The organism is Weissella hellenica, from assembly GCF_005405545.1.
Classification (GTDB): Bacteria; Bacillota; Bacilli; order Lactobacillales; family Lactobacillaceae; genus Weissella; species Weissella hellenica.
The window spans coordinates 30,546-48,501 of the sequence record NZ_BJEG01000007.1 but is presented as its reverse complement, the minus strand read 5'-3'; the positions used below and the strand labels follow the sequence as shown (position 1 = coordinate 48,501).

Annotated in this window: 18 protein-coding genes and 1 pseudogene; all 19 read right to left on the bottom strand. The window is 37.9% G+C overall.

Annotation, left to right across the window (positions count from 1 at the left end; all coding sequences use genetic code 11):
- Nucleotides 1–2 precede the first annotated feature (2 nt).
- Entirely contained in the window at nucleotides 3–824 is an 822-nt protein-coding gene (locus FFM61_RS05005; RefSeq protein WP_074427546.1) for an ABC transporter permease, read from the bottom strand.
- Entirely contained in the window at nucleotides 814–1,632 is an 819-nt protein-coding gene (locus FFM61_RS05000) for an ABC transporter permease (protein WP_074427583.1), read from the bottom strand. Before FFM61_RS05000 ends, FFM61_RS05005 begins: the two co-directional genes overlap by 11 nt.
- Nucleotides 1,622–2,734, bottom strand: coding sequence for an ABC transporter ATP-binding protein (locus FFM61_RS09250; protein WP_074427545.1), 1,113 nt, complete (start codon nucleotides 2,732–2,734; stop codon nucleotides 1,622–1,624). The genes FFM61_RS05000 and FFM61_RS09250 overlap by 11 nt, the downstream gene beginning before the upstream one ends.
- A gap of 127 nt (nucleotides 2,735–2,861) precedes the next feature.
- A complete protein-coding gene (fusA, locus tag FFM61_RS04990) occupies nucleotides 2,862–4,982 on the bottom strand; it encodes an elongation factor G (protein ID WP_074427544.1) in 2,121 nt (706 codons plus the stop codon).
- 130 nt (nucleotides 4,983–5,112) lie between these two features.
- A complete protein-coding gene (rpsG, locus tag FFM61_RS04985; RefSeq protein ID WP_074427543.1) occupies nucleotides 5,113–5,583 on the bottom strand; it encodes a 30S ribosomal protein S7 in 471 nt (156 codons plus the stop codon).
- A gap of 19 nt (nucleotides 5,584–5,602) precedes the next feature.
- Complete coding sequence (rpsL, locus tag FFM61_RS04980) at nucleotides 5,603–6,022, bottom strand: 30S ribosomal protein S12 (RefSeq protein ID WP_074427542.1); 420 nt, start codon at nucleotides 6,020–6,022, stop codon at nucleotides 5,603–5,605.
- 769 nt (nucleotides 6,023–6,791) lie between these two features.
- Nucleotides 6,792–6,950 (bottom strand): HeH/LEM domain-containing protein, encoded by a 159-nt coding sequence (locus FFM61_RS09185; protein ID WP_255313612.1) that lies wholly within the window; start codon nucleotides 6,948–6,950, stop codon nucleotides 6,792–6,794.
- Nucleotides 6,927–7,340, bottom strand: a pseudogene (gene rplT, locus FFM61_RS04975) (50S ribosomal protein L20); the annotation flags it as partial. The pseudogene rplT and the gene FFM61_RS09185, both read right to left, overlap by 24 nt.
- 66 nt (nucleotides 7,341–7,406) lie before the next feature.
- Nucleotides 7,407–7,601, bottom strand: a complete 195-nt coding sequence (gene rpmI, locus FFM61_RS04970; protein WP_074427540.1) for a 50S ribosomal protein L35 — start codon at nucleotides 7,599–7,601, stop codon at nucleotides 7,407–7,409.
- Between the two features lie 25 nt (nucleotides 7,602–7,626).
- Entirely contained in the window at nucleotides 7,627–8,160 is a 534-nt protein-coding gene (infC, locus tag FFM61_RS04965) for a translation initiation factor IF-3 (RefSeq protein ID WP_074427539.1), read from the bottom strand.
- A 176-nt stretch (nucleotides 8,161–8,336) separates the two neighbouring features.
- Entirely contained in the window at nucleotides 8,337–8,756 is a 420-nt protein-coding gene (gene nusB / locus FFM61_RS04960) for a transcription antitermination factor NusB (protein WP_074427538.1), read from the bottom strand.
- Nucleotides 8,753–9,190: an Asp23/Gls24 family envelope stress response protein gene (locus FFM61_RS04955; protein ID WP_074427537.1), complete on the bottom strand. Its 438-nt coding sequence runs from the start codon at nucleotides 9,188–9,190 to the stop codon at nucleotides 8,753–8,755. The genes nusB and FFM61_RS04955 overlap by 4 nt, the downstream gene beginning before the upstream one ends.
- Nucleotides 9,191–9,289: 99 nt before the next feature.
- Nucleotides 9,290–9,856: an elongation factor P gene (efp, locus tag FFM61_RS04950; protein ID WP_074427536.1), complete on the bottom strand. Its 567-nt coding sequence runs from the start codon at nucleotides 9,854–9,856 to the stop codon at nucleotides 9,290–9,292.
- A gap of 162 nt (nucleotides 9,857–10,018) precedes the next feature.
- Nucleotides 10,019–11,362: a glucose-6-phosphate isomerase gene (locus FFM61_RS04945; RefSeq protein WP_074427535.1), complete on the bottom strand. Its 1,344-nt coding sequence runs from the start codon at nucleotides 11,360–11,362 to the stop codon at nucleotides 10,019–10,021.
- Nucleotides 11,363–11,477: 115 nt separating this feature from the next.
- Nucleotides 11,478–12,512, bottom strand: coding sequence for an aldose epimerase family protein (locus FFM61_RS04940; RefSeq protein WP_074427534.1), 1,035 nt, complete (start codon nucleotides 12,510–12,512; stop codon nucleotides 11,478–11,480).
- A gap of 124 nt (nucleotides 12,513–12,636) precedes the next feature.
- Nucleotides 12,637–13,536, bottom strand: coding sequence for a sensor histidine kinase (locus FFM61_RS04935; protein WP_083194483.1), 900 nt, complete (start codon nucleotides 13,534–13,536; stop codon nucleotides 12,637–12,639).
- A gap of 20 nt (nucleotides 13,537–13,556) precedes the next feature.
- On the bottom strand, nucleotides 13,557–14,285 hold the full coding sequence (locus FFM61_RS04930) for a response regulator transcription factor (protein ID WP_074427532.1): 729 nt from the start codon (nucleotides 14,283–14,285) through the stop codon (nucleotides 13,557–13,559).
- A gap of 311 nt (nucleotides 14,286–14,596) precedes the next feature.
- A complete protein-coding gene (gene codA, locus FFM61_RS04925) occupies nucleotides 14,597–15,844 on the bottom strand; it encodes a cytosine deaminase (protein ID WP_074427531.1) in 1,248 nt (415 codons plus the stop codon).
- 27 nt (nucleotides 15,845–15,871) lie between these two features.
- Nucleotides 15,872–17,950 carry a DNA topoisomerase gene (locus FFM61_RS04920; RefSeq protein ID WP_074427530.1) on the bottom strand — a complete coding sequence of 693 codons (2,079 nt, stop codon included), beginning with the start codon at nucleotides 17,948–17,950 and terminating at the stop codon, nucleotides 15,872–15,874.
- Nucleotides 17,951–17,956: the final 6 nt, after the last annotated feature.

Sequence of the window (17,956 nt, the reverse complement as noted above, 5' to 3'; positions counted from 1 at the left end):
AATTAATGCACCACCACTCTATTACCTTTCTTTTTTTTGCTATTAGCAGCACTATAATTTGAAATGAAGTAATAGATAATAACCAAAACTAGTGACAACAAAAACATTAATGTCGCCATTGCATTGATAGAAAGATCAATTCCTTGACGCGCACGTGAATATATTTCGACTGAAAGCGTTGAAAATCCGTTTCCTGTTACGAAAAAAGTTACTGCAAAATCATCCAATGAATACGTAATTGCCATGAAAAATCCAGATAAAATTCCTGGCCATGCGTAAGGTAAAACAACTCTTGATAACACCTGATAACTATTTGCACCTAAATCACGTGCCGCATCAATCAAAGCTGGATTCATTTCATTTAAACGTGGTAACACCATTAACACAACGATAGGAATTGAAAATGCAATATGGGCTAACACAACCGAACCAAAACCTAATTTCAAGCCAATCATCGTAAAGAAAATCAAAAAGCTGGCACCAATAATAACATCTGGTGAGACCATTAAGACATTGTTTAACGATAACAAAACATTTTTAGTACTAGCTTGTTTCGTATTATAAATACCAATAGCCCCAAATAAACCGATCAACGTTGCAATTAATGCTGACAATAGTGCCACAATAAAGGTGTTTACTAACATTTGCATTAAGCGGGCATCGGCAAACATATCAATGTAATGTCGCCATGAAAATCCCGCAAATCCTGCCATATAGTCACCCTTATTAAATGAATAAAAGATAAGATAAAAGATTGGTGCATACATTAATATAAAGACAAAGACCAAATAAATATTCGCCCACTTTTTGTGCTTATCTACCATGCTTGCCCCCCTTCTTCTTGCGATCTCTGGTTAGCATCATTGTTAAAATCATCGCAACAATCAAAATGACGCCGATTGTCGAACCCATTCCCCAATTTTGCGTAACCAAAAAATGTTCCTCAATTGCAGTTCCCAAGGTAATCACGCGGTTACCCCCAATTAATCTCGTAATCATAAATAATGACAGTGTTGGGATAAATACAGCTTGAATACCAGCTTTAACACCACCAATTGAGATTGGAAAAATAACCTTAACCAATGTTTGCCATTGGGTTGCCCCTAAATCGCGAGCGGCATTAATATAACTTTTATCTAACTCAACTAGTGAGTTAAAAATTGGCATAATCATAAAAGGTATTTCTATGTATGCTGCAACAACCAAAAAAGACATATTTGTAAACATCATTTGATGTGGTGCAAAACCGATTAATGACAAAAACTCGTTAATAGTCCCTGTTTTTGAAAATAATCCTATAAAGGCATATGCTTTTAATAATAAATTCACCCAGGTTGGTAAAATAACCAGCAATAACCAAAATTGGGCATGCTTTAAACGACTCATTACATATGCCATCGGATAACTAATTAATAACGTCATTGCTGTGACAATAAATGCAAAAAAGATTGAATTAAAGGTCATTCGTAGATACGTACCTGAACTAAAATATGTTACATAATTACTGAATGTAAAATGACCATTAAGATTCCCAAATGACTGAATAATTAATAAAATGACAGAGGCAATGACAAATAATCCCAACCACAATATATATGGAATTGTATAGGTTAGTGTCCGTTTACGATTCATTCATTGTCGCCTCCTCAGTATCATCATATTCTTCCATACGTGCATCAAAATCTTCTTCAGATTCATTTAAACGCATAATGTGGATATCTTCAGGATCAAAGAGCAAACCACGCCGTTCACCAATAACAGCAGGATTAGTTGCTTGAATTTGCCATTCATTTTGATCATCATCATATGCTGTAATTTCATAATAGTCACCTCTAAATGACTGATCATCAATCGTGACAACTAGTTTACCCTTATCCGCACTTACTAAGTCTAAATCTTCAGGTCGCAATACTACTTCAACTTGTTCATTAAGTCGCATACCACCATCAACATTTTCAAATTCTTTACCAGCAAATGCAACCAAATAATCTTTACGCATCACACCTGGTAAAATATTCGATTCACCGATGAAATCTGCCACAAAATGGTTAATTGGCGCATCATAAATATCTACTGGTGTACCATTTTGGACAATCTCACCTTCATTGGTAACAAATATCCAGTCCGACATTGCCAACGCTTCTTCTTGGTCATGTGTTACAAAAATAAACGTTATTCCCAGACGCTTTTGTATCTCACGTAGCTCATACTGCATTTTCTTACGTAACTTATAATCTAGCGCTGATAATGGCTCATCTAACAATAAAACCTCAGGATCGTTAGCTAATGCTCGTGCAATCGCTACGCGTTGTTGTTGCCCACCAGATAATTCTGAAATTTCTCGATCTGCTAAACCAGATAATTTTACTAGACTTAACATTTCAGCAACTTTTACTTTAATTTCAGACTTACCTTTCCCTTTAATAGACATACCAAATGCAACATTTTCAAAAACGTTCATATTTGGAAACAATGCATAATTTTGAAATACTGTATTAACGCGTCGTTTTTCAGGCGGTAATTCATTAATTCTTTGACCTTCAAATAAAATGTCCCCTGAAGTAGCTTCTAAAAAGCCAGCAATTAGACGTAAAATCGTCGTTTTACCAGAACCTGAGGGTCCTAATAACGTATAAAATTTACCAGCTTCTATCTCTAAATCAACAGACTTCAAGACAACATTGTCATCATATTGCTTAGCAACATGTTTAAATTCGATAATTGGTTGTGCCACTACTAGTACCACCTTTCTTTACATAAACTTTATTATACAAATTAATCAAAAAATAGTCGATAATAAAACAAAAAAGGACACTGACAAATAATTATCAATGTCCTTCTTAATTTTTGTTAAATAAAAATTATTCAGCTGAAGTAGTACCGTACTTAGCAATAATATCTTGTTGTACGTTCTTAGGAACTGCTTCATAGTGGTCAAAGACCATTTGGAATGTTCCACGACCTTGCGTTGATGAACGCAAAGTAGTAGCATATCCAAACATTTCTGACAACGGAACCTTAGCGTGTACTAGCATTTGCTTTCCACGTTGGTCCTGTCCTTCAAGCAATCCACGACGAGCTGAAACGTGACCCATAGCATCACCCAAGTTATCTTCAGGAACCATGATATCAACCTTCATGACTGGCTCCAAAATAACTGCACCAGCAGTCTTAGCAGCTTCACGCAAAGCTAATGAAGCGGCAATCTTAAAGGCAGCTTCAGATGAGTCGACATCGTGGTATGAACCATCATACAACTTAGCCTTCAAATCAACCAATGGGAATCCAGCCAAAGGACCATTGTTCAATGAATCCTTCAAACCAGCTTCAACTGAAGGAATGTATTCACGAGGAACAACACCACCAACAACGGCATCTTCGAATTCGAATCCAGCCCCTTCTTCATTAGGTGAGAATTCAATCCAAACATCACCATATTGTCCCTTACCACCTGATTGGCGCTTGAAGTATCCACGAGCTTGAACAGTCTTCGTAAATGCTTCACGGTAAGCAACTTGTGGTGCACCAACCGTAACATCAACGTGGAATTCACGCTTCATACGGTCAACAATGATATCCAAGTGCAACTCACCCATTCCAGAAATTAGTGTGTCCCCAGTTTCTTGGTTAGTTTCTGCACGGAATGATGGATCTTCTTCGGCCAACTTTTGCAAAGCAACAGTCATCTTAGCTTGGTCAGCCTTAGTCTTAGGCTCAACAGCTAATTGGATAACTGGGTCAGGGAATTCCATTGATTCCAAGATCAAGCGACGATCTGGTGAAGTCAAAGAATCTCCAGTAGTTGTATCCTTCAAACCAATGGCAGCAGCGATATCTCCTGAGAATACCTCAGGGATTTCTTTACGATCAGTTGCGTGCATTTGTAGCAAACGACCAACACGTTCACGCTTGTCCTTTGACGTATTCATGATGTATGAACCTGATTCCAAAGTACCAGTATATACACGCAAGAATGTCAAACGTCCAACGAATGGATCAGTCATAACCTTAAATGCCAAGGCAGCAAATGGACCTTCATCATTAGCAACCAAGTCGATTTCTTCACCAGTTTCTGGATCGTTAGCAACATATGGCTTAACATCCAAAGGTGATGGCAAGTATTCAACAACGGCATCCAACATCATTTGAACACCCTTATCTTTGTAGGCTGAACCTGCAAGAACTGGGTAGAATTGTAGAGAAATTGTTGCACGGCGAATACCAGCCTTTAATTCGGCTTCGCTAATTTCTTCACCTTCCAAGTACTTATCCATGATTTCGTCGTCAACATCAGCAACGGCTTCAACCAATTCGTTGTACTTTTCTTCTACTAAATCAGCGTAGTCAGCAGGTATTTCACGTGCTTCCCATTCTTCACCTAGTTCAGTAGTTGGGTACATTGCCTTCTTTTCGATTAAGTCAATAACACCTTCGAAATCGTCTTCAGCACCAATTGGCCATTGAATAGCCTTAGCATTAGCATCCAAACGTTCCTTCAATGAATCAACAGACATACCAAAGTCAGCACCCAACTTGTCCATTTTGTTAACAAAAACAACACGGGGTACTTCATAAGTTTCAGCTTGGCGCCAAACAGTTTCTGTTTGTGGCTCAACACCAGCAGCACCATCCAATACGGCTACGGCACCATCAAGAACACGCAATGAACGCTCAACTTCGATAGTGAAGTCCACGTGACCTGGTGTGTCAATGATGTTAACACGGTATGGTTCCTTCTTATATTGGTCATGAAAACCATGCCAAACAGCTGTTGTGGCTGCAGATTGGATCGTGATACCACGTTCCTTTTCTTGGTCCATAAAGTCCATTTGTGAAGCCCCATCATGAGTCTCACCAATTTTATGAATCTTACCAGTATAGTACAAAATACGCTCTGTCGTCGTTGTCTTACCAGCGTCGATGTGCGCCATGATCCCGATGTTACGAGTGCGTAGCAAAGGATATTCACGCTTGTTAGCCATGAGTAATTCTCCTTGAGTTTCTTAACAATTAACCCATTAATTTGTTAATCGTTGGTTGTCTAGATATATTATACCGTAAATACACCAAAAGTGGCTACTGTCATTTGACTGCAGCCACAAAATTGGTCTATTACCAGCGGTAATGTGCAAAGGCACGGTTGGCTTCAGCCATCTTGTGTGTGTCTTCGCGCTTCTTAACAGATGCACCAGTGTTGTTGGCAGCATCCATAATTTCCTTAGCTAAACGTTCTTCCATAGTATGCTCACCGCGGGCACGTGAGTATTGCACCAACCAGCGCAATCCCAATGTCACACGACGTTCTGGACGAACTTCAACAGGAACTTGGTAGTTAGAACCACCGATACGGCGTGCTTTAACTTCCAATACGGGCATAATATTGTTCAAAGCTTCTTCAAAGACAGCTAATGGTTCGTTACCAGTAGCTTCCTTAATACGATTAAAAGCATCATATAAAATTGTTGAAGCAGTTCCACGCTTACCATCAAGCATCAAACGATTGATTAAACGTGAAACAAGCTTTGAGTTGTAAATTGGATCTGGCAGAACTTCAGCCTGCTTAGTGTAACTTTTACGTGGCATTATATAAGTCCTCCCTTAATTATTTCTTGTTCTTAGGGCGCTTAGCACCATACTTAGAACGTGATTGCATACGTCCGTCAACACCAGCAGTATCTAGTGCACCACGGATAATGTGGTAACGAACTCCAGGCAAGTCCTTAACACGACCACCACGAATCAAAACAACTGAGTGTTCTTGTAGGTTGTGTCCAATACCTGGAATATATGCAGTAACCTCAATCAGATTTGACAAACGTACACGAGCGTACTTACGCAAAGCTGAGTTAGGCTTCTTAGGTGTCATCGTACCAACACGAGTAGCAACACCACGCTTTTGTGGTGAAGATACATAGGTAGATTTCTTTAGTTGTGAGTTATAGCTGTAGTTCAAAGCAGGTGACTTTGACTTTGAGCTCTGTGACTTACGAGGCTTACGAACCAATTGGTTAATTGTAGGCATTTCGAAGAGTCCCCTTTCAATTTTTTATTCTATAGTGTTTAGTCCACATTTCCAGGCGTGTCATTTATTAAACAACAAACCTAATGAACTTTGATCATCCGGTACTTTTGGTTTACGAGTTCAGCACGTCGCGTAACCGCAAACACCCTGCTAACTAAAAGCACAATTAATAATATACCACTGACTCGGATATTATGCAACCCTTTTATCACATAAAAAACGTTGATAGAATAACCTTTAGTTTGCAAACAATTCCGGGCGTGTCATTTTTGTAAAAATAATGATATTCCCCGTCTTTATAATTAGTTTTATACAGAAAGGATTTACTATGCTGCTTGATTTTTTATTGTTGCTAATCTTAATTTATATTTCTTATCAAGATATTCGTTCACAAGAATTTAATAGCGTTTGGTTAGCAACGCCTTTGTTTCTAGGTGCCCTTTTCTACCGCGTTCCGGTTTTTCTCATCTTAGCCGGTTACATTATTTGTTTAACAATCAATACATCAACACACGAACGTTATGTTGGTAATGGTGATTTAGATATATTAGTCATTATACTTTTCTACGTTAATTTTTATAATTTTTGGCTAATTTGCACCTGTTCTTGCGGGATTCAAATCTTTTGCCATTATATTAATGGTAAAAAAACACTTCCGTTCGTACCTGCCATCACCCTTAGTTACGGCATAGTAGTTGCTTATACATTTTTATTTTGAGAATAAAAAAACACCAAAAATAATATTCTGGTGTTTTTCAATAATTTTAAATTAAACCAAAGCTAATAAATCAGCCTTTTTTGCTGAAGAAGCAAATTCAATGCCATTTTCTGACAAATATGCTTTAATTTCAGCAACAGTGTTCTTTTCAGTTGGCTTTGCAACAGCCTTTTTTGAAGAAGCTGCGTTGATAACAACACCCTTTTCCAAAGTAGCAGCTGACTTTTCAGCAACAACTTGTCCGTTGTTAGACAAAGCCTTCTTTGCTGATTCAACCAAAGCTGAGAAAGCTTCGAAATCTGAAACAGCTAGTTCAGCAAGCATCTTACGGTTCAAAGTTGAACCCATCAATGACAAACCGTTCATGAAACGTGAGTATGACAAACCGTTCATACGTGCACCAGCATTGATACGTGCAATCCACAACTTACGGAAGTTGCGCTTAGTTTGCTTACGATCACGGAATGCATAGAACCATGACTTCCAAACTTGTTGCTTAGCAACCTTATAGTTGATGTGACGTTGACCACGGTAACCCTTGGCCAACTTAATCATCTTCTTACGACGTGAACGCGTAACGTTACCACCCTTAACTCGCATGGGTATTTCCTCCAATAATTTCTAATTTACTCGGAACCAGTTATAATTATTTAACAATAATTATGATTAACGGCTCAACATGTGTACATATGTCTTCAAAGTAGTGTGGTTCATCATTGAAGTACCACGCAATTGACGACGTTGCTTCTTAGTCTTACCGTGGAAACGGTGTGACGTATAGGCGTTAGCTGACTTCAACCCACCATTTGCAGTTTTCTTGAAACGCTTTGCTGAAGCGCGGTGTGTCTTATACTTAGGCATTGATATGTCCTCCAAACTGGTTTAATTACTTAGTTTCTCTGGGTGCAAGCACCATAAACATGCTGCGCCCTTCCATCTTAGCTCTTGATTCAACTTTAGCAATTTCCTCAAGCTCCGTTGCCATACGATTCATTACTTCACGCCCAATTTCCTTGTGGGTGATAGCACGTCCGCGGAAACGAATTGATACTTTAACTTTGTTACCTTTATTCAAGAACTTAATTGCATTGTTCTTTTTAGTATTAAAATCATTAATATCAATTGTTGGGCTAAGACGAATTTCTTTAACGTTGACAACTTTTTGGTTCTTTCGTTGCTCGCGTTGCTTTTTTTGTGCTTCGAATTTGAATTTTCCATAATTCATAATCTTAGCTACTGGTGGCTTAGCATTGGCTTGCACCAATACCAAATCCAATTCAGCATCGTCAGCAAGGCGTTGTGCGTCTACTTTAGACATGACACCTTGGTCACCGTCATCCGTAATCAAACGAACTTCACGAGCACGAATGTGATCATTAATTAAATCTTTTTGTTGTTGTGGTTGGCGTGCGTTTGCTATGATCCTTACCTCCGAAAAAACTTGTGATAAAGTAAAAACGGCTTGCCGTTACACACGACAACCCGCCATTTATCATCTTTAATAATAAAGTGATTAACCTGCTAAGTAATCTTAACTAGGTGAATAGCGGGTATGCCATTACTTTATTTCCTAACAAATACTTATTATACGCCGGACTAATCTAAAGTCAAGGCCTTATTCAAAATACCATTAATAAACTTACGTGACTTATCATCTGTAAAATCATGCGCCAATTGCAATGCTTCGTTAACAGCAATTTTAGCAGGTACTTCAGTAAACTTTGCTTCATAGATTGCTAAACGCATCAAAACAAGATCTGTTGTGTTCAAACGTTCTAGTGTCCAACCTGTTGATAGATAATCTGAGATGATTAAATCTAATTCATCTTGATGCGCCACAACCCCAGTAACAACCGTTGTTAAATCAGCTGGTATTTCTTGAGTCCACGCTACTTCTGGATCACCAACTAATACTTGTGAAATAGTTGATTCAACATCAGCCGTTGGATTTAACGCCAAACCAAATAGCGATTGAAAGGCTGTTTGACGAATTTGGTGTCGATTTAGTGCGCTCATTTCTTAGTTCCTTCCGTATCTGATTCATCACCAAATAAATTATTAACATCAATTGTATTAGTTGTTTTTTGTGAAATTACACCTTGGACGTGAACATTTACAAGGTTAACTTGCAATTCTGTCATCGCTGCCACTTGTGATGTAATACGTTGTTGTATAGCATGTGATACCTTTGGCACACTCACACCGTAGTTAAGATATACATAGACATCAACATCTAGTCCTGATTTAGTTTGTTGTAACTCAACACCTTTTCCGTGTACGCGTCGTCCAAATGCTTCTTGTGCACGTTCTGTTAATGACCCGCGTAGCCGAGAAACGCCGTCAACTTCTTGTGCTGCCAACCCTGCGATAATCTCTAGTACGCGCATGCTAACCAACGTCTCGCCAGAGGCCTCATTTGAATATGTTAATACGATTGTCTCTTCTGCCATATGGAACTAACCTCCTAAATAAGTCGAAAGCGCCGGCCGGCTGCCGGTCGGCGCTTTCTTAATTAATATCGTTATTATACCTAACTTTCCTAGTAAAAACTAGGCACGTGACGTATATGAGCCACCGTTATCAGTGTTAACAACTAACTTATCACCTTCATTGACGAAATCAGGTACAGTAATTACCAATCTAGTCTCCAAAGTAGCAGGCTTACCACCACCATTAGCAGTAGCACCCTTGATACCTGGTTGTGTCTCCTTAACTGTCAATTCAACAGTCTTTGGTAATTCAACATCCAAGATTTCACCTTCATAAGTTGTAATCTTAACAGTCATGTTTTCTAGCAAAAACTTCAATGCATCTGAAATTTTATCTGCTGGAATAGAAACTTGATCGTAAGTCTCGTTATCCATGAATACGTGTTGATCACCATCTGCATACAAATATTGCATGTCAGTTTGCTCAATACTTGCTGTTTCAAACTTGTCACCAGGACGGAATGTTACTTCATTTACCGCACCAGTACGCAAGTTCTTCAACTTTGAACGTACAAAAGCTGCACCCTTACCTGGCTTAACGTGTTGGAATTCCAAAACGCGCCAGATTGATTGGTTATACAAAATTGTTAACCCTGTTTTCAAGTCATTCATACCAATAGTTGCCATGATTGAATTCTCCTAAATTTATGTCTTTCTGCATTATATTAGCAGGTTTTTTGAATAAAGACCAGCATTACATTAATTTTAGCACGATATTTGTAAATATTTTTATATTTATCAAAAAGAATCGAAACTAGCATTGTCTCGATTCTTTCATTAATTTATAAATTATAGACGTGCCTTTAATGATTCTGTTAATTCTTCATAACCAGGCTTACCTAACAAACCAAACATGTTGCGCTTGTATGCTTCAACACCTGGTTGATTAAAAGGATTAATCCCATTTAAGTATCCTGAAATACCAACAGCTACTTCAAAGAAGTAGATCATTTGTCCTAAGGCAAATTCATTTTGCTTATCAATCTCAACAATCATGTTTGGCACACCACCGTCAACGTGAGCAAGCAACGTACCTTCTGAAGCAGTACGGTTAACATAGCTCATATCTTTACCCTGTAGATATCCCAAACCATCATCTGCGTCCATTGTTGGAATCACAACATCTGAAACAGGCTCTGTTACACGAACCAAAGTCTCAAATAAGTTACGACGACCGTCTTGAATATACTGACCAAAACTATGCAAATCAGTTGAGAAGTTTCCAGATGCTGGGAAAATACCCTTGCCATCCTTACCTTCTGATTCACCTTGCAATTGCTTCCACCATTCACCAAATTGTGTCAACGTTGGATCATAATTAATCAACAATTCAGTTGTATAACCCTTACGGTACAAAATATTACGATAAGCTGCATATTGGTAAGCAGGATTTTTAGCCACATCTGCATCTGCATAAATTTGCTCACCAGCTGCAGCACCAGCCATTAATTGATCAATATCTGCACCAGATACGGCAATTGGCAATAGCCCAACTGCAGTTAACGCTGAGAAACGACCACCAACTCCGTCAGGAACAACGAATTCTTCGTAACCTTCAGCATCAGCTAATGTTTTCAAAGAACCGCGTTGGGCATCTGTCGTTGCAAATATACGCTCACGAGCGCCTTCAACACCATACTTTTTTTCTAATAATTGTTTGAAAATACGGAATGCTACAGCTGGCTCTGTTGTTGTACCAGACTTTGAAATGATATTTACTGAAAAATCACGATCACCGATCAACTTAATTAAACTATTTAAGTATGCTGGCGCAATTGAGTTCCCTGCAAATAATACTTGTGGATAATCACGTTCTTCATCACCATAATAGTTATTAAAGTAGTCATTCAAGAAATCAATCGCTGCACGAGCTCCCAAGTAAGAACCACCAATACCAATAACAACTAGTACTTTTGAATCACCTTGAATCTTCTTAGCAGCAGCTTTAATACGTGCAAACTCATCTTTGTTGTATTCCGTTGGTAAATGTAGCCAGTCTGTAAACTCAGCCCCCACACCAGTACCCTGACGTAATAGTTCATCTGCTGTATTTACCATTGGTTGCATCATTGACAATTCTTCTTCGCCAACAAATGCCGATAACTTTGAAGTATCAAATGATAGTGTGCTCATAATTAATTCCTTCTTCCTGTAAGTCCGATTTTTCAACTTTGCGGTATAGACCAATTATAACTTTTTGGGCCTTAAATTGAAAGTGTTTTCATGAATTTATTCACAATGATTTCGATTATGCTAAATTGTTGAACTTATAGGTAGTACGATATGTTTGTTTTTTGTTTGCAGGCAATACAATATCACCAAATCCTTCATGATTAATCGCATCACTCAAAGTTTGAGCTTCAAGTGCAATTGCATTATAAGGATGTGCATCAAACCATTCACGATCACCTTCATGATAAGCCACTTCCGGATTAGCAATAAAGAATATCACAGCATTACGATCAGAATAAACTTCAATATTACGGCCTGATTTTGGATCAGCAATAACTGCAGCTGGTTGACCTGCTACTTGATTAATTTCAAAAGCTTCATCGAATTTAACATCATATGGACCTTCTAGTTGTGCCAAGTTATCGCCAATGCGTGTTGGCTTTAAAAAATCATATGCTGTATGAGCATTTTCAAAGAAATTGCCAGTTGGTGTCGTATCTTCATCACGTAATTCTAAACGGCGTTGTGAATTAATCTGTAAGTTCAAATCACGAGCGTCCGTATCAATCCCTGCTGGGTTAAAGTAACCATGGCTTGTTGGGTTATACAAAGTTGTTTTATCCGATTCTGCAGTAAAATCTAAAATAACTTCATCGTCATCAGTTAACGTATAAGTAATTGACGTTGGCATCGTCCCTGGGAAATGATCAATTGCTTCCGTCATAGTTGTTGTAAACGTAACTGCATTATTTTCTTGGTCGATCACAAAATCCCATGTACGATTTGAAAAACTATCTTTCCCACCGTGCAAAGCATTTCCTAATTCATTATCCTTTAAATGGTATTGCTTACCCTCTAATGTAAATGTTGCCCCAGTGATACGATTACCGACACGACCAATGGCATCACCTACTGAGTATAGTTGCTCCCATAACTTATCAGTTGTATGTAATCCCACCATCAAGTCATGACCATCATTAGTCTTAAAGAATTGCCAAGTTGCCCCCCAAGTTGTGACACCAATTTGGTGACCATTTTTATTCTCTAATATAATTTGTTGTGCTAAGTCACCATTCGGCATTTTTCCGATTTCATGAACTGATACTGTCATTTTTAATTTCCTCTTTCGTTCCCCTAAAGTGGTCCGTTTTTCAATACAATTGTATTCTAACATATTATATTGTTTCTAATTGTACATAAATAAACCGTTTTCATAAATAATATAACCTAAAAGGTTAACTTGATTTTTGTGGCAATACCACTTCAAACGTAGTGCCCACATCAACTTTGGAAGTCACTTTAATTTCACCATTATTTGCTTTAATTAGCTCACGGACAATTGACATCCCCAATCCGGATTCTCCTTTTATCGTGCGAGATGGATCAACCTTGTAATAACGTTGCCACATTCTATCTATTTGCTCAGCAGTCATACCAATACCAGTATCGGTAACAAAAAGATGTGTCTTACCTGCAACATCTTTGGCAGAAACGGTTATAATACCATTTTTAGTAAATTGAATTGCATTTGCCAAAATGTTAATCAAAATTCGTTCTACTTGATCAACTACAGCATACACGTAAACGTCTGGCTCACAAAGATTTTGAATTTCGTTACCAAATTTATTTGCTTGTGGCCACATTTTTTCTATCAATTCACTAATTAACGATGTTACATTAAAATTTTCTGCTTGATCCCCTGCATTTCCTTGTCTCATACGCTCCAAAGAAAGTACAGATCTCACCAATCTCGTTAAACGATCCGCTTCTTCTTTGATTAAATCATAAGATCGCTGCTCGTTACCCTCCATAACACCATATTGAAGACCTTCCGCAAGTCCTGTAATTGTCGTCAATGGGGTGCGCATTTCATGTGACACATTGGCTAGCATGGTTGCTTCTTCATCTCTTTGCTTAACTATTTCTTGTTGCAAGGTTGCAATTTCATCTGCCTGTTGCGCTGTTACTTTTTTTTGCCGTGTAACCAATGTTATCGTTGTAACGAACAGCCCGATCACAATCACCAGTATCACGAACAAGGCTACGTTAGCATTATTAATGAATACCCAGCTAGTCAATAAGAAAAGAAGTGTGCTCAAAACTATTAATATTATCTCAAGCCCTCTATTTTTCATATTTATTCATAGTCCTTCATCTATTTTCTTGGATTTTCTGGCAAAATAGAGTCATCAAACTTGTAACCAACACCCCATACTGTTTGAATAACTTGTGGCCCTACTTTTTCAATTTTTTGACGCAATTTTTTAACATGTGCATCAACGGTTCTTTCATCACCAAAATATTCATAATTCCAAACTAATTGTAGCAGTTGGTCACGTGAAAAAACTTGCCGTGGTTTTTGTGACAACACACGAAGTAAATCAAATTCTTTAGGTGTTAAGTCTGGTATCAACACATTATTTATATATGCTTCACGGGTCCGTGAATTTAATTTAAAGGTCCGTGTTTTAATATCAAAATCATCTGCAACATTATCATCTTGTCCATTGGTTTGCATCGTTGCTCTACGATGTAACGCTTTAATTCGAGCAATCAACGTAATTGGACTAAATGGTTTTGTGACGTAGTCGTCTGCGCCAACTTCAAATCCTAATACTTGATCAGAATCAGAATCACGCGCCGTTAACATAATTAATGCTACTGTTTCTGTACTTTCTCTGATTTTAATGGCAACCTGCATGCCATCGACTTTAGGCAAGTTCAAATCTAAAACAATGACATCCCAAGCTTGTTTATCATCATCAAATAATTCCAAAGCCTCTTCACCATCATAAGCGTTAACCACATTCCATTGCTCTTTTTTGTAAAACATCCCCATCATTTCTGATACGGCCGTATTATCCTCTATCATTAATAAATTCATTTTATCACCCGACATTTCATGATTGTTTATATTTTATTTTTAAAAAAATCTTCACAATTATTATACAACGATGTGGCCCAATTTTTTTTATAGGGCTATCCCATCAACGCAACACTAAATACCAATCATTGTTAACATGCGGGATTTATCAATAAATGATTTATTTTTAATTACAAACATCATTTAACTTGCCAGTAGCCACTAAAACGTGCATAACATCACAAAAACACCGATTATATAACCCTGTATATTTTAGTGTTTAAATACATAAAAAGAGCAAATCACCTAACGATGACTTGCTCTTTTTATAATTAATCTAATTGTGGTAAATCAACCTCTATTTTTGCCGGTTGTGTCTTTACTAGCACTTTTCCTTCATGAACGGAATATAACATTTCAACGCGTTCATTTAAAGTATTGTACCAGTTGTCTGCATTAAAAATTAAGAAATTAGCAGGTTTACCAACTTCAATCCCGTATTGATCTTCAACTTGTAGTGCACGTGCGCCATGGCTAGTAATGAAACGATATGAATTCATTATTTCTGTATGGCCCATCATTTGTGTCGCATGAAGGCCCATATGCAGCACATCCATCATGTTACCATTTCCCATTGGATACCAAGGGTCTTTGATATCATCTTCACCAAAAGCAACATTCAATCCTTCTTGGTCTAATTCCTTAACCCGCGTCAAGCCACGTCGTTTCGGATAAGTATCAAAACGGCCACCCAAATACATATTAATCAATGGATTAGCTACAAAATTAAGATCAGCCAGCTTTAATAATCTCATTAACTTAGAAACATAGGCATCATTATATGATCCCATTGCTGTTGTATGCGAAGCAGTTACACGTTCCTTTAAGCCAGTCTCCAATGCTAAGGTGGCTAATGTTTCTAAGCCACGTGAAGCAGGATCATCTATTTCATCAGTGTGCGCATCAATCAACAAATGGTATTTTTTTGCCAAGTCAAATACAAAATGCAACGACTCAACTGAATATTCACGTGTAAACTCAAAATGCGGAATTGCACCAATCGCATCAACACCCATTTCAGCCGCTTTGGTCATCAGTTCTTTACCATTAGGAAATGATAAAATACCGTCTTGAGGAAAGGCAACTAGTTGCAACGTCATCCATGGTTTTACTTCTTCACGTACCTCTATCAGTGCTTTTAGAGCCACCAAATCAGGATCAGTCACATCAACATGTGAGCGGACAAATTGTAGCCCGTGTGCAGCTTGAATTTTCAATGCTTTTATTGCCCGTCGTTTAACATCTTCATGTGACAATGTTTGCTTGCGTTCACCCCAAATACGAATTCCTTCAAACAAGGTTCCCTTTTCATTCCACACAGGCTCACCGGCCGTCATCGTAGAATCTAGGTGTACGTGTGGATCTACAAATGGCGGTATCATCAATTTACCATTGGCATCAATAATTTGCTCACCTGCATTTGCTTCTAAATAATCTGCAATTGCTTCAAATTTACCATCAACAATTCGTACATCTTGTTTCTTTTTTGCATTTTCAATCACAACTTGTTTAATTAACATTGTCCCTATCCTCTTAATCTATACCTACTACGATTTAGGATTTAATTTAAAACCGTAGTATGAATGCCCTTTGAAAGTCTGCTTTGCTAGCTTTCCTGTTGCAGTATACTGCTTGCCTCGCTTTGTTTTAGATGAAAAACTCACCTCACCACCTGATAATAACGTTTGGATTTCTGCATCTGAAAACGTATGATCACTCCATGTTTTAGAAAATTGGATGGTTTGATTATTAAACAAACCACTTACTTTTTCAGTCTTTTTTGTCTTACTAGTCGTCTTTTTTATTTTAGGTTTGCCTAGTATTGTTTCTAATTTTTGGGCATTTTGAACCATAATCGGCATATCATGCGCAACAACTTGTGTTAGTGAATTTAGTGCGTCTGGCATTGATATCTTAAACTCACCAACTTCATTCATTATTTCAAATAAACGTTTGGTTATTTTGGGTGATGCAATCCATGTATTATGTACCATAATAGCTGAAACATTGCCTGTCTCAGTTAACGTTAGGCGCCCCTTTTTTTCTTGCATCATTGCTTTACTACCTTGACTCATTTGTGAAAGTGTTGATACCCGTGTTGCCCCAGTTCCAACATTATGTTTTTCCAAGAATGCCATTAACCACTTGGTTGTTGGATAAGGTGGCTTTTTATTAGCACCTTCAAAAATAAATGGCGTTGCTTGGGGACCGACTTGATTATTTTGCGTATGCGTAACTTCTTCATCCACTTGTAACGCCTTTTGTGCATCATACACAAGCTTATAATTAAGTGCAATCGGTATATTAAATGCCGTTTTAAAGGCTGGATACTCTGCTAATTGTGCCGTTACATGGTCATAAACATAATTTTCTGCCAACATTGCCAAATAGTTTTTAGCCAATATTTCATAAATTGCCGCTGCACTTGGTCCATATTTAGATAAATCAGCTAAATTAACCGGTACTTTTATTCCTGGTCGATTTGCACCATGCGATCCAGTTTCTTTCACATGTGTTGCGCGCACTTGTCGATGTGTGAGCAGTTGTTTGTCAACACCAACGACATCAGCAATTTGATCAACCTTTGGTAACAGTTCAAAAAATTGTTCTGGTGTAACGGTTTTGTCATCCGTTCTAGGGTATGACACAATTTGTGCCTCATACATTTTTTGATAAGTTTGTAATACTTCTTTACTATCAAACCCTCTTGGGGCCAAAATTGCTGCTAAGCCTGCCAAATCGAGTAACTTATCAGGCGCTTGTTGCCTTTTTTCATGATGTTCATTAATGACATTAGCCGTATCATAACGTTGTAGCTCCTGTTTTGCTTGCACTTTATCATCATATCGCCAATCAGGTATCGTACTTTTAGAAACTTGCCGTCGATAGATATGATTTGATTCATCTGCAAAGCAAATTTCGTAATATGGCTTTTTTACATAATCTTTAATAGCCTGCATTTGTTCAAAAATTTTCCAAACAATGACTGATTTCAAGCGTCCTTCCCGTGCTACAACTTTGTACCCTGCCTTTTTTGCCGAAGTAGTGGCAATTCTCGTCAGTTGCATTGAAGCAAAGTCCCAACGACTACGTGTTTCACCTTTTAAGTAAGCACCATGTTGCCATTTATCAGATACGTCCGTTAGGTTCTCCATCGCTTTTCGAATACTATTAGGCGCTTCATCGACAAAATTTGCACGCAACACACGCCCCTGCCAATGAATAGCATCAATCACTTCCCATGCTAACAAATCACCCTCACCAGATGGATCTGTATCAGTTGCGATTACTAGCGCATCATATTTATTTTTACTTTCTTGCCGTAATTCTGTTAATTCTGTTTTAGTTGACTTTAAGCGTCCCGTTCGTGGTTGGCGCTGCTTTAAATAAGTTCTTTGCCAATTCATTTCATCTAGTTGCCAAGGCAAATAATTCAGGGTCCAAGATTTATATGCTGTTTGTTTATCTTCACTAACCATTTCTTCAGGTTCTTTAAACCCCATCATATGACCATGTAAATTAACAATGCGATAATCATTGCCTGAAAATTGTCCTGTTTGGCCACCTAATGCCTTAACAAAATTCTTGGCTGCAGATGGTTTTTCCGTCACAATTAAATATTTCATTTTATA